Source organism: Curvibacter cyanobacteriorum (genome assembly GCF_028649475.1).
Taxonomy (GTDB): Bacteria; Pseudomonadota; Gammaproteobacteria; order Burkholderiales; family Burkholderiaceae_C; genus Curvibacter; species Curvibacter cyanobacteriorum.
This window is the reverse complement of the sequence record NZ_JAQSIP010000001.1, coordinates 19,483-33,840: the sequence shown is the minus strand read 5'-3', so window position 1 is coordinate 33,840 and position 14,358 is coordinate 19,483. Positions and strand designations below refer to the sequence as shown.

Below are 14,358 nucleotides of genomic sequence, written 5' to 3'. Positions count from 1 at the left end.
TAATCTCCGTTTACCACCTCCCGGGACCCCTGCTCCCGACCCGACATGACCAAATTCGTCTTCGTCACCGGCGGTGTGGTGTCTTCCCTGGGCAAGGGAATCGCCTCAGCCTCCCTTGCCGCGATTCTCGAATCGCGGGGCCTCAAAGTCACCCTCATCAAGCTGGACCCGTACATCAACGTTGATCCGGGCACGATGTCGCCGTTCCAGCACGGCGAGGTTTTCGTGACCGATGACGGCGCTGAAACCGACCTCGACCTCGGCCACTACGAGCGTTTCATTGAAACGCGCATGAACAAGGCCAACAACTTCACCACCGGCCGGATCTACCAATCCGTGCTCGAAAAAGAGCGCCGTGGTGACTACCTGGGCAAGACCGTGCAGGTCATCCCCCACATCACCAACGAGATCCAGGAATACGTCAAGCGCGGTGCCGCGTTTGGCACCCCTGACGCGGTGGATGTGGCGATCGTCGAGATCGGCGGCACTGTGGGTGACATCGAGTCCCTGCCCTTCCTCGAGGCTGCGCGCCAGATGAGCCTGCGCCTGGGCCCCAACAACACCGCCTTTGTCCACCTGACCTACGTGCCCTGGATCGCTGCGGCCGGCGAACTCAAGACCAAGCCGACCCAGCACACGGTGCAAAAGCTGCGTGAGATCGGCATTCAGGCCGACGCCCTGCTGTGCCGGGCTGACCGCCGCATCCCCGATGACGAGCGCGCCAAGATCTCGCTGTTCACCAACGTGCCCGAGTGGGGCGTGATCTCCATGTGGGACGTGAACACCATCTACAAGGTGCCCCGCATGCTGCACGAGCAAGGCCTGGACGGCCTGATCTGCGACAAGCTGCGCCTGAACACCCCGCCGACCAGCCTCAAGCGCTGGGACGACCTGGTGTTCGAGACCGAAAACCCCAAGGGCCAGGTCACCATCGCCATGGTCGGCAAGTACGTCGACCTGTCGGACAGCTACAAGTCGCTCAACGAAGCGCTGCGCCACGCCGGCATGAAGAACCACGTCGCGGTCAAGATCGAGTACATCGACTCCGAGACCATCGAACCCGAGAACGTCAAGCGCCTGGGCCAGTACGACGCCATCCTGGTGCCCGGCGGTTTCGGCAAGCGCGGTGTCGAAGGCAAGATCTGCGCGGCCCAGTTCGCCCGGGAAACCAAGGTGCCCTACCTCGGCATCTGCCTGGGCATGCAAGTGGCCACCATCGAGTACGCGCGCCATGTGGCCGGCCTGAAGGACGCCAACAGCACCGAGTTCGAACCCGAAGGTCCGAACCCCGTGATCGCGCTGATCACCGAGTGGAAAGACGCCGACGGCACCATCAAGAAGCGCGACGAGAACTCCGACCTGGGCGGCACCATGCGCCTGGGGGCTCAGAGCTCGGACGTGTCCCCGGGCACGCTGGCGCACCAGATCTACGGCGACGTGGTGACCGAGCGTCACCGCCACCGCTATGAAGCCAACGTCAACTACCTCGACCAGTTGCGCCAGGCCGGCCTGGTGATCTCGGCGCTGACGCAGCGTGAGCAGCTGACGGAAATCGTCGAACTGCCGCAAAGCGTGCACCCCTGGTACATGGGCGTGCAGTTCCACCCCGAGTTCAAGTCGACGCCGTGGGACGGTCACCCGCTGTTCAACGCCTTCATCAAAGCCGCGGTGGAACACCAAGCCGCCGGCCAAACCCACAAGGCCTGAGCGCCACAGGAGACCCAAGCATGAAACTCTGCGGCTTTGACATCGGTCTGGACCACCGCTTCTTTCTGATCGCCGGACCTTGCGTGGTCGAGTCTGAACAGCTGCAGATGGACACGGCGGGTACCCTGAAGGAAATCACCCAGAGCCTGGGCATTCCCTTCATCTTCAAGAGCAGCTACGACAAGGCCAACCGCTCCTCGGGCACCAGCTTCCGGGGCCCGGGCATGGAGCGCGGCCTGGAGATCCTGGCCAAGGTCAAGAAGACCCTCGAAGTGCCCATCCTCACCGATGTGCACAGCGAAGCCGAGATCGCCCAGGTGGCCTCGGTAGTCGACGTGCTGCAGACACCGGCGTTCCTGTGCCGCCAGACCGACTTCATCCGGGCCGTGGCCCAGTCGGGCAAGCCGGTGAACATCAAGAAGGGCCAGTTCCTGGCCCCGCACGACATGAAGAACGTCATCGACAAGGCCCGCGCCGCCGCCCGTGACGCCGGCCTGCCCGAGGACAGCTTCATGGCCTGCGAGCGCGGCGCCAGCTTTGGCTACAACAACCTGGTCAGCGACATGCGCAGCCTGGCCATCCTGCGTGAAACCGGTGCGCCGGTGGTGTTTGACGCCACCCACAGCGTGCAGCTGCCCGGCGGCCAGGGCACCAGCTCGGGGGGCCAGCGCGAGATGGTGCCGGTGCTGTCGCGCGCCGCCGTGGCCGTGGGCGTGGCAGGCCTGTTCATGGAAACCCACCCCAACCCGAGCCAGGCGCTCAGCGACGGCCCCAACGCCGTGCCGCTCAAGCACATGAAAGCCTTGCTCGAAACCCTGGTCGCGCTCGACAGCGTGACCAAGAAGACCGGCTTCCTCGAGGACCATTTCGAATGAGCAGCGCCTACATCATCGCCAACGTCACGGTGACCAACCCCACGCAGTACGAGGAGTACCGCAAGTGGTCCACCGCCGCCATGCAGGCCTACCAGGCTGAGGTGTGCGTGCGCGGCGGCCGGGTCGAGGTACTGGAAGGCGACTGGGCGCCCGAGCGCCTGGTGATCCTGAAATTTGCCGACGTGGCCGCGGCGCGGGTCTTTTATGATTCGCCCGAGTACGGCCGGGCCCGGGCCGCGCGCGAAGGCGCGGCCATCATGCGCATGGTGGTGGTCGAAGGGGTCTGAACCTCAGGCTCAGACCCTGGCCGCCGGGGCCCACCCGCCCATCTGTTTTTTGTGTTTGTATTGAAAGAAGAAACATGAGTGCAATCGTAGACATCGTAGGCCGTGAAGTGCTGGACAGCCGCGGCAACCCCACCGTCGAGTGCGACGTGCTGCTCGAATCAGGCGTCATGGGCCGCGCCGCTGTGCCCTCGGGTGCCTCCACCGGCAGCCGTGAAGCCATCGAACTGCGCGACGGCGACAAGAGCCGCTACCTGGGCAAGGGCGTGCTGCGCGCCGTGGAGAACATCAACACCGAAATCTCCGAAGCCGTGCTGGGCCTGGACGCGTCCGAGCAAGCCTTCCTGGACAAGACCCTGATCGACCTCGACGGCACCGAAAACAAGAGCCGCCTGGGCGCCAACGCGATGCTGGCCGTGTCGATGGCTGTGGCCCGTGCCGCCGCCGAAGAATCGGGCCTGCCCCTGTACCGCTACTTCGGCGGCATGGGCGGCATGCAACTGCCGGTGCCGATGATGAACGTCATCAACGGTGGCGCGCACGCCAACAACAACCTCGACCTGCAAGAGCTGATGATCATCCCGGTCGGTGCCCCCACCTTCCGTGAAGCCGTCCGCTACGGCGCCGAAGTGTTCCACGCCCTCAAGAAGATCATCCACGACAAGGGCATGAGCACCGCCGTGGGCGACGAAGGCGGCTTTGCCCCCAGCGTGGCCAGCCATGAGGCCGCCATCCAGCTGATCCTCGAAGCCATCGACAAGGCTGGTTTCGTGGCCGGCGAGCAAATCGCCCTGGGCCTGGACTGCGCCGCCAGCGAGTTCTACAAGGACGGCAAGTACCACCTCGAAGGCGAAGGCCTGGTGCTGTCGGCCGAAGAGTGGACCAACATCCTGGCCACCTGGTGCGACAAGTACCCGATCATCAGCATCGAAGACGGCATGGCCGAAGGCGACTGGGACGGCTGGAAGCACCTGACCGAGCGCCTGGGCAAGCAAGTCCAGATCGTGGGTGACGACCTGTTCGTGACCAACACCAAGATCCTCAAAGAAGGCATCGACAAGGGCATCGCCAACTCGATCCTGATCAAGATCAACCAGATCGGCACCCTGACCGAGACCTTCGAAGCCATCGAGATGGCCAAGACGGCCGGCTACACCGCCGTGATCAGCCACCGTTCGGGCGAGACCGAAGACTCGACCATCGCCGACATCGCCGTGGGCACCAACGCCGGCCAGATCAAGACCGGTTCGATGAGCCGCAGTGACCGCATCGCCAAGTACAACCAACTGCTGCGCATCGAAGAAGACCTGGGTGACGTCGCCCGCTACCCGGGCCGTGCGGCCTTCTACAACCTGCGCTGAGCGCAGCGGGTTTGACCATGGGTGTGCGCCTGCTCCCCGTGCTTTTGCTGGCCCTGCTGGGCCTGCTGCATGCCCAGCTCTGGCTGGGCCGCGGCAGCATTCCCAATGTCGCGGGCCTGCAGCAAAAGATTGACGAGCAGAAAGCCCGCAACGCCGCGGCGCAACGTGTCAACGACCAACTGGCCTCCGAGGTCAACGACCTCAAGGAAGGCCTGGCCATGGTCGAAGAACGCTCCCGCATCGAGCTGGGCATGGTCAAGCCCAACGAGATCTTCGTCCAGATCACCAAGTGAGTCCTGCGGTCCCGGCCGCAGACTCCACCCCTCCCATGGACGCCCTGTTCACCACCGCGTTTGAACTCTGGGGCACCCCGACCAGCTGGACCGAGGTGCTGGCCTTTGCGTTGGCGCTCGCCATGGTCGTCTGCAACATCCGACAAATTCATTGGGGCTGGCCCCTGGCCATCCTCAGCTCCCTGCTCTACCTGCTGGTGTTCTGGCGCAGCCGCCTTTATGGCGACGCGGTGCTGCAGCTGTTCTTTGCCGCCCTGGCAGGCTGGGGCTGGACCCAGTGGCTCAAGGGCCAGGGCCGCCGCAGCGAGCAAGAGGCGCCCTTGCGCGTCACCGCGCTGAGCGCCCGCGGGCGGCGGTGGACGGTGCTGGCCTGCGCCAGCCTGTGGCCGCTGACAGGCTGGTTCCTGCTCACCTTCACCGACACCGATGTGCCCTGGTGGGACGCCTTCCCGACCGCCGCCAGCCTGGTGGGCCAGGTGCTGCTGGGCCGCAAACACCCCGAAAACTGGCTCATCTGGCTGGCCGTCAATGTGGTGAGCATGGGCCTGTTCGCCTACAAGGGCCTGTGGCTGACCACGGTGCTGTACGGCCTGTTCACCGTCCTCAGTGTGGTGGGCTGGCGCGCCTGGCGCCAGGATCAGCAGGCACCCCAAGGCCAACATGCCTGAGCTGCCCCACGTCATCTGCCTGCTCGGCGCCGAGAGCACCGGCAAGACCGCCCTGACCGAATCCCTGGCCCGGGTGCTGCGCGACTGCGGACTGGACTGTGCCGTGGTGCCCGAAACCCTGCGCCAATGGTGCGACCAACACGGCCGCACCCCGCGCCCCGACGAGCAAGCCGGGATCGCCGACACGCAAAGCCAGCGCATCGCGGACGCCGCGCGCCAGCACACGGTGGTGCTGGCCGACACCTCGGCCCTGATGACCGCGGTCTACAGCGACTTTTTGTTCGCTGACCGCAGCCTGTATGCACCCGCCAGCCAGGCCCAGGCGCGCTATGGCCTGACCCTGCTGACCGGGCTCGACCTGCCCTGGGTCGCGGATGGTCTGCAGCGCGATGGCCCACAGGTGCGCGAACCGGTCGACGCCCTGCTGCGCCAGGCCCTGCAAGCCCAGCGCCTGCCCTACAAGGTGGTGTACGGCCAGGGCGCCGAGCGCGGCCACAACGCGCTCAGTGCGCTGGTCGGCCAGCCCTGGCTGCAGGCCTTGCCGCAGGCCGCCGCGCTCCACGAGCGCCTGCGCCAGCAGCGTGACGAAGCCAAGCTCAACAAGCCCTGGCAATGCGAGCATTGCAGCGACGGCGGCTGCGAACACAAGCTGTTCACCGGTCTGCTGGGCGCCCGCAGCGCCGCATGAAAAACGCCCCGCAAGCGGGGCGTCTCAGCCGCCATCAGGTGGCGCTGGCAGCGACCAGCGCCGGGCGGTCAAGCCTTCATTGCACGGTCTTGATGCCATCCACCAGGTGCTCGCCCTGGGTGAAGATGCTGGCGGCATCGACCGCGTCGTAGCGGTACTGCTGACCACAGAACTCGCAAGCCACCTCGATCTGGCCTTGCTCGGCCAACACGCTTTCGGCCTCTTCAGCACCAAAGCCGCGCAGCATCTGGCTGACGCGTTCGCGGCTGCAGCGGCAGGCGAAGCGCGGTGCGGTTTCGCCCTGCAGGGGCTCGAAGCGCGACACCTTCTCCTCCCAGAACAGGCGGCGCAGGATGGTGTCCACATCGAGCGTGAGCAGCTCTTCGCGCTTCAGGCTGGAGGCCAGCAAGGCGATGCGGTTGTAGTGCTCGTTGAGGCCGATTTCGTCTTCGTTGGCGGCCGAGCGCAGGCTGCCCGCGAGGTTGCCCTCCCCTTCAAGCGGCAGGCGCTGGATCAGCAGACCCGCGGCGACCTTGTCGTCGGCGGCCAGCACCAGGCAGGTGTCGAGCTGTTCGCTTTGCAGCATGTAGTGCTCGAGCACCGAGCTGAGCTTCTCCAGCTTCTCACCCTGGTCGCCAAACAGCGGCACCACGCCTTGGTAGGGCTGCTGACCGGGGAACTTGTCCTTGGGGTCGAGCGTGATGGCGCAGCGGCCACCGTTGCCCAGGTTGACCATCTCGCTGAGGCTTGCGCCGTCACGGACTTCACCGGCCAGGGTGGCCGTGGCCCGCAGGCTGAGGTCGGGCTGCACCTCGGTGACCGCCACCTTGACGGGGCCATCGCCAAAAATCTGCAGCACCAACGCGCCGTTGAACTTGATGTTCGACTGCATCAGCACGCCGGCCGCGGCCATCTCGCCCAGCAGCTCACGCACCTGCACCGGGTAGGCCCCGGTCTGGGTGTTGGCGGCACGGCGGGCCAGGATCTCCGTCCAGGCGTCGGTCAGACGCACGATCATGCCGCGCACGGGCAGGCCATCAAAAATAAACTTGTGAAGTTCAGACACGCAAAATTCCTGAAAAACGCAGCCGCTCCAAGCCCCCTGGCTCAGTCGATGCGGCGCAGGCCCGCCTTGAAGCGGCGGGCGTTGTCAATGTAATGCTTCGCGCTTTGGCGAAGCCCCTCGATCTGCTCCGGGCTGAGCTGGCGCACCACCTTGGCCGGGCTGCCCAGGATCATCGAGCCGTCCGGGAACTCTTTGCCCTCGGTGACCAGCGAACCCGCCCCCACCAGGCAGTTCTTGCCAATGCGGGCCCCGTTCAACACCACGGCGCCGATGCCGATCAGCGACTCGTCCCCGATGGTGCAGCCGTGCAGCATGACCTGGTGGCCCACCGTCACATGGCGCCCCACCACCAGGGGCTTGCCGTGGTCGGCGTGCAGCACGCTGGCGTCCTGGATGTTGGACCCCTCGCCGATCGAGATCGACTCGGTGTCGCCACGCACCACCGTGCCAAACCAGACGCTGGCGTCGGCCCCCAGACTCACCTGCCCCATCACCTGGGCGCTGTCGGCCACCCAGGCCGATTCAGCCACTTGCGGCGCCACGCCATCCAACTCATACACAGCCATGCTTGTCTCCAAAAATCCCATGTTAGGGGTGGCGGCCCCTTTATCAAGCCGAGGTCAGGACCGACCCAGGTCAAGGCTTCATCCACCCAGTGCAACCTAGAATTGTAGAGATGGAGCTCCGTCAACGTGCACTGCAGGTCTTGTGCCTCACCGATCCCGCGCAAAAAGCCGCGGCCACCGTCGAACTACACACGCAATTCGAGCAACTGACGCTCGACACCGAGCGCGGCCCGGTGCTGCCGCCCGGCCAGTGCTTGCCTGGTCACCCCGAGCGCCCGCCGCTGGTCAAGCACACCAGCGTCGTGAAACGCTCACCCAGCACCCTCGAGGGCCGGGCCGCCCTGCTGCACTCGATTGCCCACATCGAATTCAACGCCATCAACCTCGCGCTGGACGCGGTCTGGCGCTTTGACGGCCTGCCCCGCGACTACTACGCCGACTGGCTGCGGGTGGCACGCGAGGAGGCCTACCACTTCACCCTGCTGCGCGAGCACCTGCAGCGCATGCCGCACCTGGGCCAGCCCTGGGACTATGGCGACTTCCCGGCCCACCAGGGCCTGTGGTCGATGTGCGAGCGCACGGCCGGCGATGTCCTGGCCCGCATGGCCCTGGTGCCGCGCACGCTGGAGGCCCGCGGCCTGGACGCCACCCCGCTGATCCAGGCCAAGCTGCGCCAGATCGGCAGTCCCGACGCCCTGGAGGCGGTCGCGGTGCTCGACATCATCCTGCGCGACGAAGTGGGCCATGTGGCGATCGGCAACCACTGGTACCGCTGGCTGTGCGAGCGCGCCGGCCTGGACCCGACCGCCCATTACCCGGTGCTGACGCAGCGCTACGAGGCGCCGCGCATGAAGCCACCCTTCAACGAAAACGCGCGTCGCCGTGCAGGATTCACGGAAGTGGAGATGGCGTGGCTCAAAAACGGTTAAGGGATTGAAAAGCCGTTGACAGCGCAGGGAACAATCCGGTGCCGTCCACCGTTCGTCCCTAAAATACGGCCAAAGAAAGAAACGCCACGCCATGAATGTCCCCCCGATCGCCGCGCCAGCCCCTTCCCGCAACGCTGGAGCGGAAAAAGGTGCGCCCATGATCGCGCGTCAGCCCATTGTGGATGCCGGACACCAAGTCGTCGGCTACGAGCTGTTTGACCGCAGCCAGGCCCAAGGCGACCACACCGCCGCCTCCGACGTCTCCCTGGTCTTCAACGCCCTGTCCCACGTCGGTGACGAGGACCTGTTCGGCAAACTGTTCCTGTTCGTCAACTGCACCCACGCCAGCCTGGCGGGGGGCCACCTCGACCTGGTCAACCCCGAGCGGGTGGTGCTGGAGATCCCGGCGGTGGAGCACGCCTCCAGCCAGGACATCGAACACCGCCTGCCCATCCTCGCGCAGCTGCGCCAGCGCGGCTTCCGACTGGCCTTTGGTCAGTTCGTGCTGGAGCCGGCCTATGCCCTGTGGCGCCCGCTCGCCAGCTTCGTCAAGCTCGACCTGAGCCTGCTCGCCAACAGCCAGCTCAAAGAAGTCATCAAGGCCGCGCGCCGCAGCACCGACGCGGCGCTGATCGCCGAGAAGGTGGAGACCGCCGAACAGTACGACCGCGTGTCCAGCCTGGGCGTGCAGCTGTTCCAGGGCTACTGGTTTGCCAAGCCCACGCTGGTCAAGACCCGCCTGGTCAGCCCGTCGCAGGCGCACATCATTCAGCTCATCAACCTGGTGCGCAACCAAGCCAGCACCGATGAGATCGAGGACGTGCTCAAAAAGGACGCCGGCCTGGCCTTCAACCTGCTGCGCCTGATCAACTCGGCCGGCTTTGGCTACGCCCGCGAGGTGACCTCGTTCCGCCAGGCCGTCATGCTGCTGGGCCTGAAGAAACTGTTCCGCTGGGCGGCCCTGCTGTTGACGGCCACCAAGTCCAGTGCCGACCAGGCCACCATCGGCAACATGGCCGTGGTGCGCGGTCGCCTGATGGAGCTGCTGGCCACCGAAGTCATGACACCCGAGGACGCTGACAACGCGTTTGTGGTGGGCATCTTCTCCCTGCTCGACGTGATGCTGGGCGTGCCCATGGCCCAGGCGGTGGAGATGCTGGCCTTGCCGCCCACCGTGATGGAAGTGCTGATCCACCAAACCGGCCCCTATGCGCCGCTGCTCGACCTGGCCAGTGCCTGCGAGTTGGGCGATGAAGGCCGCTTCAATGCCGCCTGCCAGGCGCTCAAGCTGACCAGCCAGCAAGCCAACTGGGCCCACCTGCAGGCCCTGGCCTGGGCGGACCAGATGGTGACCCAGGCCTGAGGCCGGTGCCGGCCCCTCGAACCCCATAAAAACAGCGTCAACGCACTTCAGGAAGGTCCCACCATGAGCTCCCATTCGGAACACCCCCTGGCCGAAACAGCGCCCGCCCCCCTCGCGGAAGGCGCTGAGCAGCACCTGGACACCGAGAACGCGGCCGTCATCGCGCGCCAACCCATCGTGGACGAGCACCGTGCGGTGTTTGGCTACGAGCTGTTTGACCGTTCCACGCGCGCCACGGCCCACACCGCGGCCAGCGACGCGGCGCTGCTGTTCAACGCCCTGTCCTATGCCGGCACCGAAGCCCTGGTGGGCAAGAAGACCGTCTTCATCAACTGCACCCACGACAGTCTGGCCGGCGGCCACCTGGAGCTGATCAGCCCCGAAAAGGTGGTACTCGAAGTGCCCCCGATGCCGACCGACGACGTGGCCTTGATCGAGGAGCGGGCCGTTGTGCTGGGCGCCCTGAAGGAACGTGGCTTTCGCCTCGCGTTTCCGCACCAGATGCTGCGCCGCGCCTACGCGTCCTGGCTGCCGCTGGCCTCGTTCATCAAGATCGAAATGAACACCCTGCGGCCCGACCTGGCCGAGCCGCTGATCAAGTTCGCGCGCGCCAACACGCGCGCCGAGATGATTGCCGAGAAGGTCGAGACCGGCGAGCAGTTCGAGCGCATGAGCGCGCTGGGGGTCAAGCTGTTCCAGGGCTTCTGGTTCGCCAAGCCCTCGCTGGTGCAGGCCAAGACCATCCGGCCGTCCCAGGCCACGATCATCCAGCTGATCAACTTGGTGCGCAAACAAGCCGACGCGGGCGAGATCGAAAGCCTGCTCAAGAAGGACCCGACACTGTCCTTCAACCTGCTGCGCTTCATCAACTCGGCCGGTTTTGGCCTGCAGGTGGAGATCACCTCGTTCCGCCACGCCGTGATGATGCTGGGCATGAAGAAGCTGTTCCGTTGGGCCGCGCTGCTGCTGACCACGTCCAAGGAAGGTGCACCACCTGCGGTGGGCAGCACCGCGGTGGTGCGGGGTCGCCTGATGGAACTGCTGGCCGCCGAACTGCTGCCCGCCGAGGAATGCGACAACGCCTTCATCGTTGGCGTGTTCTCGCTGCTTGACACCATGCTGGGCATCTCGCTGGACAAGGCGCTGGACACCGTGTCCCTGCCCCAGAACGTGGTCGATGCCCTGCTGCACAAGACCGGCATGTTCTGGCCTTTCCTCGAGCTGACCATCGCTTGCGAGACCGGTGACGATGCGGTGTTCGCCCGCGTCGCGACCGAGCTGCACCTGTCCAACCGCCAGGTCAACTGGGCCCACCTGCAAGCGCTGGACTGGGCCGAATCGCTCAACGACTGAGCGTGGTCGACGGGCCCCATTTTGGTGCCATCACGGCGGTGGCGCGCACCAAACGGAGGCCCAAGCCAGTGCGCCCCACGGCGCTGGCTTGTCCTCCCGACCAGCCCCTCAATCCGGCTTGATGCCTGCGGCGCGGATGATGCGCGCGTTGGCCTCGGACTCCTGCGCCACCAGGCGGGCAAAGTCAGCCGGCTTGCCACCAGCCGGCTGGTTGTCGGCCGCCAGCAGGCGCTGACGCACCTCGGGCTTGGCGAGCACCCGGTTGACCTCCAAGTTGACGCGATCGACCACCGCGCTCGGGGTGCGCGCTGGCGCCACCAGACCAAACTGCGAGGCCAGGTTGGCCGCGGCAAAGCCCAGTTCCTGCAGCGTGGGCACCTTGGGCAGCGCCTCCAGGCGCTGCGCACTGCCAACCGCCAAGGGGTGCAGGCGCCCCGAGGCGATGTGCTGCAACACCGCCGCGCTGGCGTTGGTGGACAGCACCTCGAACTGACCGCTGAGCGCGTCGGTCATCTGCTGCCCGCCGCCCTTGTAGGGCACATGGGTGATGTCCACCTGGGCCGCGGCCTTGAGTTGCTCGAGCATGATGTGGCCCAGCGACGCCTGGCCCGCCGTGGCCCAGCGCCAGCGGCCCGGTTGCTGGCGTGCCTGCGCCAGCAGGGTCGGCAGGTCACGCACCGGCGTGGCCGAGGTGGCCAGCAACAGCACCGGCGAGCTCATCACCTGCACCACCGGCACCAGGTCCAGCAAGGGGTCGTAAGGCAGGCGCCCCAGGTGCGGGCTGAGGGTCAAGGGGCTGATGGCACTGAAGCCCAGGGTGTAGCCGTCGGGCGCTGATTTGGCCACGGCGTCCATCGCGATGGCCCCACTGGCGCCAGCTTTGTTGTCGATCAGCACCGACACGCCCAGCGCCGGCTGCAGGTGCTCGGCCAGCAAGCGGGCCACGGCATCGCTGACGCCCCCGGGCGGGTAGGCCACCAGGATGCGCACCGGGCGGCTGGGCCAGGGCGGGACGCTGGGGCTTTGCGCCCAGGAGGGTCCCCAGCCCAGGGCCAGGGGCGCGGCGGTCAAGAGGCGGCGGCGAGACAACAGGTGCATGAACTTCCTTCAAGTCAAAGTGACAACGGCCCAGCCAAAGGGCTCAACCGCGCGGGTGGTGCGCCGCGTGCAACTGACGCAGCCGCTCACGCGCAACATGGGTGTAGATGGTGGTGGTCGAAATGTCCGCGTGGCCCAGCAAAAGCTGCACCGAACGCAGGTCCGCCCCGTGGTTCAACAGGTGGGTGGCAAAGGCGTGGCGCAGCGTGTGGGGTGACAAGGGCGCATGGATGTGGGCCAACTGCGCGTTCTTGCGCACGATGACCCAGAACATGACCCGCGTCATGCGCTGGCCGCGTTGGGTGACGAACAGGTCGTCCGAGCTTTGCCCACCGAGGATCTGGGCCCGGGCCTGGCCGAGGTAGCGGGTCAGCCAGTCGCGCGCCACCTCGCCAAACGGCACCAAACGCTCCTTGTCGCCCTTGCCCATGACCTTGAGCACGCCTTCCTTCAAGCCCAGCTCAAACAGGCGCAGGCCAACGAGTTCGGACACCCGCAGGCCACTGGCATACATCAGCTCCAGCATCGCGCGGTCGCGCAGGCCCAGGGCGGTGCTGGTGTCGGGGGCCGCGAGCAAGGCCTCGACCTGGGCCTCACTGAGGGTCTTGGGCACGCGCAGTGGCTGACGGGCCGCGAGCAGGCGCAGGGTCGGGTCGGCGCTGACCCGGCGCTCCCGCAGCGCCCAATGGAAGTAGCGCCGCAACACCGTCAAGCGGCGGTTCGAGGTGCTGGCCCGTGTGCTGGCGTGCCGCTCGTCAAAGTACTGGCGCAACTGCGCTTCGGCGGTCTGGTCAAGGGCCAGGCCCTGCGGCGCCAGCCAGCCCGCATACAAGCTCAGGTCCTTGCGGTAGGCCGCGAGGGTGTTGCGGGCCAGGCCGTCCTCCAGCCACAAGGCATCGATGAAGGCATCGATCGCCTCCTGGCTGGCGGGCAGCAGCGGGACCGCACTCGGGGCAGCGGCCTTGGCGGCAGAGGCAGGGGTGGGGGAGGCAGGACGCGGCATCAGACCCGCACTATGCCACGGCCTGAGGCGCACGCTGCAGATGAAAAAAGCCCGGCCAGGGCCGGGCTTGTCTGGGCATCAGCCGTGGGCCGAAGCACTCAGTCCAGGGTCAGCTTCTGCTGGGTCACGACCCGCTTGTAGGTGTCGAACTCGGCCTTGATCTGCTCGCTGAACTGCTCAGGGCTGTTGCCCACAATGAAGGAGCCGGTGTCTTCGATGCGCTTGCGCACTGCCGGGTCTTCGAGGGCCTTGCGCACGCCGGCGTTGACCTTGTCGATGACTTCCTTGGGCAGGCCTTTGGGGCCGTAGATGCCGTAGTAGGCCATGCGGTTCACGGGCTCAAGGCCCACTTCCTTGAAGGTCGGCACGTTCGGCAGCGAGGGGATGCGCTGGGGCGCGGCCACCACGATCGGCACCAGGCGGTTCTCACGCAGGAACGGCATGGCCGACGGCAGGTTGTCAAAAATCATCGGCACCTGACCTGCGACCGTGTCGTTCAGGGCCGGGCCGGCACCGCGGTAGGGGATGTGGGTGATGAACAGACCCGCGAGGTTCTTGTACAGCTCCATCTGCAGGTGGCCAATGCCGCCCGTGCCCGACGACGAGTACGAGTACTTGCCGGGCGATTTCTTGACCTCGGCCACAAAGCCCTTGTAGTCCTTGGCCGGGAAGCTGGGGTGCACCGCAATGATGTTGGGCGTGGCCGCCACATTGATGATGGGCGAGAAGTCGGTCAGCGGGTTGTAGGCGATCTTGGGGTTGATGGCCGGGTTAGCCGCCGTGGTCGACACGGTGGCCACGCCCAGGCTGTAGCCATCAGGCACGGCGCGCGCGGTTTCGGTCGCGCCCACCACACCGCCGCCACCGGCCTTGTTGACCACCACCACCGGTTGGCCCAGGGCCTTGCTCAAGGGGTCGGCAATGGTGCGGGCAATGATGTCCGTGGTGCCGCCGGGGGCGAACGGCACCACCAGTTGGATGGGCTTGTTGGGGTAGCTTTGGGCGAAGGTGGCGCTGGTCAGCGCGCTGAGCATGAGTGCAGTCCAGGTGCGGCGGTGCATTGTTTATCTCCTTGAGAACCGTAATTCAGTGCGAGATCGTAAC

General features: G+C 66.2%; 15 protein-coding genes. 10 read left to right on the top strand and 5 right to left on the bottom strand.

What is annotated here, in order from left to right:
• Positions 1-45: 45 nt before the first annotated feature.
• The 7 genes from PSQ40_RS00160 (at position 46) to PSQ40_RS00130 (ending at position 5,876) form a co-directional block, all read left to right on the top strand.
• Positions 46-1,707: a CTP synthase gene (locus tag PSQ40_RS00160; RefSeq protein ID WP_273947780.1), complete on the top strand. Its 1,662-nt coding sequence runs from the start codon at positions 46-48 to the stop codon at positions 1,705-1,707.
• A gap of 20 nt (positions 1,708-1,727) precedes the next feature.
• Positions 1,728-2,582 carry a 3-deoxy-8-phosphooctulonate synthase gene (gene kdsA, locus PSQ40_RS00155; protein WP_273947779.1) on the top strand — a complete coding sequence of 285 codons (855 nt, stop codon included), beginning with the start codon at positions 1,728-1,730 and terminating at the stop codon, positions 2,580-2,582.
• Positions 2,579-2,869, top strand: a complete 291-nt coding sequence (locus PSQ40_RS00150; RefSeq protein ID WP_273947777.1) for a DUF1330 domain-containing protein — start codon at positions 2,579-2,581, stop codon at positions 2,867-2,869. Before kdsA ends, PSQ40_RS00150 begins: the two co-directional genes overlap by 4 nt.
• 74 nt (positions 2,870-2,943) lie before the next feature.
• Positions 2,944-4,227 carry a phosphopyruvate hydratase gene (eno, locus tag PSQ40_RS00145; protein ID WP_273947776.1) on the top strand — a complete coding sequence of 428 codons (1,284 nt, stop codon included), beginning with the start codon at positions 2,944-2,946 and terminating at the stop codon, positions 4,225-4,227.
• A gap of 17 nt (positions 4,228-4,244) precedes the next feature.
• Positions 4,245-4,520: a septum formation initiator family protein gene (locus PSQ40_RS00140; RefSeq protein ID WP_273947774.1), complete on the top strand. Its 276-nt coding sequence runs from the start codon at positions 4,245-4,247 to the stop codon at positions 4,518-4,520.
• Between the two features lie 35 nt (positions 4,521-4,555).
• Complete coding sequence (gene pnuC / locus PSQ40_RS00135; protein ID WP_273947773.1) at positions 4,556-5,188, top strand: nicotinamide riboside transporter PnuC; 633 nt, start codon at positions 4,556-4,558, stop codon at positions 5,186-5,188.
• The gene (locus PSQ40_RS00130; RefSeq protein WP_273947772.1) at positions 5,181-5,876 is read left to right on the top strand and encodes an ATP-binding protein; all 696 of its coding nucleotides are present in this window, start codon (positions 5,181-5,183) and stop codon (positions 5,874-5,876) included. The genes pnuC and PSQ40_RS00130 overlap by 8 nt, the downstream gene beginning before the upstream one ends.
• A 76-nt stretch (positions 5,877-5,952) precedes the next feature.
• Here PSQ40_RS00130 and hslO read toward each other — a convergent pair whose 3' ends face one another.
• Both hslO and PSQ40_RS00120 read right to left on the bottom strand, forming a co-directional pair.
• On the bottom strand, positions 5,953-6,942 hold the full coding sequence (gene hslO / locus PSQ40_RS00125) for an Hsp33 family molecular chaperone HslO (RefSeq protein ID WP_273947770.1): 990 nt from the start codon (positions 6,940-6,942) through the stop codon (positions 5,953-5,955).
• Positions 6,943-6,983: 41 nt separating this feature from the next.
• Complete coding sequence (locus PSQ40_RS00120; RefSeq protein WP_273947768.1) at positions 6,984-7,508, bottom strand: gamma carbonic anhydrase family protein; 525 nt, start codon at positions 7,506-7,508, stop codon at positions 6,984-6,986.
• 110 nt (positions 7,509-7,618) lie between these two features.
• Here PSQ40_RS00120 and PSQ40_RS00115 point away from each other — a divergent pair, with 110 nt between their 5' ends.
• The 3 genes from PSQ40_RS00115 to PSQ40_RS00105 all read left to right on the top strand — a co-directional run bounded on the left by PSQ40_RS00115 (position 7,619) and on the right by PSQ40_RS00105 (position 11,153).
• On the top strand, positions 7,619-8,437 hold the full coding sequence (locus tag PSQ40_RS00115) for a ferritin-like domain-containing protein (protein ID WP_273947767.1): 819 nt from the start codon (positions 7,619-7,621) through the stop codon (positions 8,435-8,437).
• A 91-nt stretch (positions 8,438-8,528) separates the two neighbouring features.
• Positions 8,529-9,800 carry an EAL and HDOD domain-containing protein gene (locus tag PSQ40_RS00110; RefSeq protein WP_409338524.1) on the top strand — a complete coding sequence of 424 codons (1,272 nt, stop codon included), beginning with the start codon at positions 8,529-8,531 and terminating at the stop codon, positions 9,798-9,800.
• A 63-nt stretch (positions 9,801-9,863) separates the two neighbouring features.
• Positions 9,864-11,153 carry an EAL and HDOD domain-containing protein gene (locus tag PSQ40_RS00105; protein ID WP_273947765.1) on the top strand — a complete coding sequence of 430 codons (1,290 nt, stop codon included), beginning with the start codon at positions 9,864-9,866 and terminating at the stop codon, positions 11,151-11,153.
• Positions 11,154-11,261: 108 nt separating this feature from the next.
• Here PSQ40_RS00105 and PSQ40_RS00100 read toward each other — a convergent pair whose 3' ends face one another.
• The 3 genes from PSQ40_RS00100 to PSQ40_RS00090 all read right to left on the bottom strand — a co-directional run bounded on the left by PSQ40_RS00100 (position 11,262) and on the right by PSQ40_RS00090 (position 14,315).
• The gene (locus PSQ40_RS00100) at positions 11,262-12,251 is read right to left on the bottom strand and encodes a Bug family tripartite tricarboxylate transporter substrate binding protein (protein WP_273947764.1); all 990 of its coding nucleotides are present in this window, start codon (positions 12,249-12,251) and stop codon (positions 11,262-11,264) included.
• 43 nt (positions 12,252-12,294) lie between these two features.
• Positions 12,295-13,188: a site-specific tyrosine recombinase XerD gene (gene xerD, locus PSQ40_RS00095; RefSeq protein WP_273948807.1), complete on the bottom strand. Its 894-nt coding sequence runs from the start codon at positions 13,186-13,188 to the stop codon at positions 12,295-12,297.
• A 164-nt stretch (positions 13,189-13,352) separates the two neighbouring features.
• Positions 13,353-14,315 carry a tripartite tricarboxylate transporter substrate binding protein BugE gene (locus PSQ40_RS00090; RefSeq protein WP_273947763.1) on the bottom strand — a complete coding sequence of 321 codons (963 nt, stop codon included), beginning with the start codon at positions 14,313-14,315 and terminating at the stop codon, positions 13,353-13,355.
• Positions 14,316-14,358: the final 43 nt, after the last annotated feature.

Coding starts and splice junctions, on each gene's coding strand:
- PSQ40_RS00160 (WP_273947780.1), top strand. CDS start 46: ATGACCAAATTCGTCTTCGTCACCGGCGGTGTGGTGTCTTCCCTGGGC.
- PSQ40_RS00150 (WP_273947777.1), top strand. CDS start 2,579: ATGAGCAGCGCCTACATCATCGCCAACGTCACGGTGACCAACCCCACG.
- PSQ40_RS00105 (WP_273947765.1), top strand. CDS start 9,864: ATGAGCTCCCATTCGGAACACCCCCTGGCCGAAACAGCGCCCGCCCCC.
- PSQ40_RS00100 (WP_273947764.1), bottom strand. CDS start 12,251: ATGCACCTGTTGTCTCGCCGCCGCCTCTTGACCGCCGCGCCCCTGGCC.
- PSQ40_RS00115 (WP_273947767.1), top strand. CDS start 7,619: ATGGAGCTCCGTCAACGTGCACTGCAGGTCTTGTGCCTCACCGATCCC.
- PSQ40_RS00130 (WP_273947772.1), top strand. CDS start 5,181: ATGCCTGAGCTGCCCCACGTCATCTGCCTGCTCGGCGCCGAGAGCACC.
- PSQ40_RS00120 (WP_273947768.1), bottom strand. CDS start 7,508: ATGGCTGTGTATGAGTTGGATGGCGTGGCGCCGCAAGTGGCTGAATCG.
- PSQ40_RS00090 (WP_273947763.1), bottom strand. CDS start 14,315: ATGCACCGCCGCACCTGGACTGCACTCATGCTCAGCGCGCTGACCAGC.
- PSQ40_RS00140 (WP_273947774.1), top strand. CDS start 4,245: ATGGGTGTGCGCCTGCTCCCCGTGCTTTTGCTGGCCCTGCTGGGCCTG.
- eno (WP_273947776.1), top strand. CDS start 2,944: ATGAGTGCAATCGTAGACATCGTAGGCCGTGAAGTGCTGGACAGCCGC.
- kdsA (WP_273947779.1), top strand. CDS start 1,728: ATGAAACTCTGCGGCTTTGACATCGGTCTGGACCACCGCTTCTTTCTG.
- pnuC (WP_273947773.1), top strand. CDS start 4,556: ATGGACGCCCTGTTCACCACCGCGTTTGAACTCTGGGGCACCCCGACC.
- PSQ40_RS00110 (WP_409338524.1), top strand. CDS start 8,529: ATGAATGTCCCCCCGATCGCCGCGCCAGCCCCTTCCCGCAACGCTGGA.